Consider the following 1,216-nt stretch of genomic DNA (forward strand, 5'->3'; position numbering starts at 1 on the left):
GAAAAGGAGGCTCTTTATTTTGAAAATTTTTAAGTATTTACTCTTTTTGTGTCTACTTTATTGACATCTATCCAAGTTAAGATTTCTTTCCAATCACGGTGCCATAGCAAATCACGTTTAGAGGTTGCCACTGAACTATCTAAATCATTTAGCAGGTCTTGAGAGTTTTCAAGTTTCATATACATTTCTTCAAGTTCTTTTCTTAGTTTACCTTTTTCCGTCTTTCCCTCGCTTGTTCTGCCATCAATTGATTTGAACTTACTTTCTTTCTGTCTGATATTTGATTTAAGATTAGTTATGTCCGCTTTCATCGCTGTAGCTTGTGCATCAGTAGTGCTTAATTCCTTTGAAGCTTCTTCATGTCTCGCTAGTTTAGCATCTATCATTCTAACTTGATTCCATAACTCAAAATAAATTAGTGAAGCGTCGTCCTGCATACGTTTAGACAGCATTTTCATTTCTGCGTCTATTTTTTCAAGCACCTTAGCATTCCTTAGCAATTTGGAAGCTGTAACATCAGCGCTTTTTTCAGTATAACCAGCAGTAATAGCCGCTTTTTTCCCATTAAAACCATTGGTCACATAGGCTTTTGCAAAAATATCATACTTCTCTTCTGTTGTTAATTTTTTCTTAGCCATAACTACATATCACCACGCCTCCTTATAATAAAAAAAGAACCGTTAAACGGCTCTTAATTTTTTCCTAATATTTGTTCTAGTCTTTCTGCATCCCTAACTCGTAAATATGGGTAGCTAGGATAATTGTGGCTATATCCAAATGCAATTATTTTCTCAATAAATAAATCTTGTACTAGATCATTTATATACATAATTTCCTCCGAAGGCAATTTTGGAACCATTGTAGTATATCCATTTTCATCTACTAACAATCCTTCATTTTTATACTTCATTGTTATGTAACCTATAATACCGTCTATTGTGTGTGGTTGTTCTCCTTTAAAATATTCTAAAACATAATTCTTTAATTTCCAAGACTCCATTTTATTCCCTTCCTTTATCTTTTTTCTTTTAGAATACTATACAAAAACCTCCTATTCAAATGTAAACAGGAGGAAAAGGGAAATCAAGAACCGGGTAAACAGATACCACATACGATGCTTTTTTGACTGGTTGCCTGCTCCCGAGTTCTCATATATAGGTGGCAGGTGTGCGACAAAATAATGATATTTGTTTAAATTTAATAAAAAAATGATATA

General features: G+C 33.1%; 2 protein-coding genes. Both read right to left on the reverse strand.

Going from position 1 to position 1,216, the window contains the following annotated elements:
* Nucleotides 1-29: 29 nt before the first annotated feature.
* Entirely contained in the window at nt 30-638 is a 609-nt protein-coding gene (locus HCK02_RS13845) for a terminase small subunit (RefSeq protein WP_167630680.1), read from the reverse strand.
* 53 nt (nt 639-691) lie between these two features.
* The gene (locus HCK02_RS13850; protein ID WP_167630681.1) at nt 692-1,000 is read right to left on the reverse strand and encodes a hypothetical protein; all 309 of its coding nucleotides are present in this window, start codon (nt 998-1,000) and stop codon (nt 692-694) included.
* Nucleotides 1,001-1,216: the final 216 nt, after the last annotated feature.

The organism is Listeria valentina (assembly GCF_011800755.1).
GTDB lineage: Bacteria > Bacillota > Bacilli > Lactobacillales > Listeriaceae > Listeria > Listeria valentina.

What these genes read in the sequence shown, in the direction of transcription:
- HCK02_RS13845 (WP_167630680.1), bottom strand. Translation starts at nt 638, where the DNA reads ATGGCTAAGAAAAAATTAACAACAGAAGAGAAGTATGATATTTTTGCA.
- HCK02_RS13850 (WP_167630681.1), bottom strand. Translation starts at nt 1,000, where the DNA reads ATGGAGTCTTGGAAATTAAAGAATTATGTTTTAGAATATTTTAAAGGA.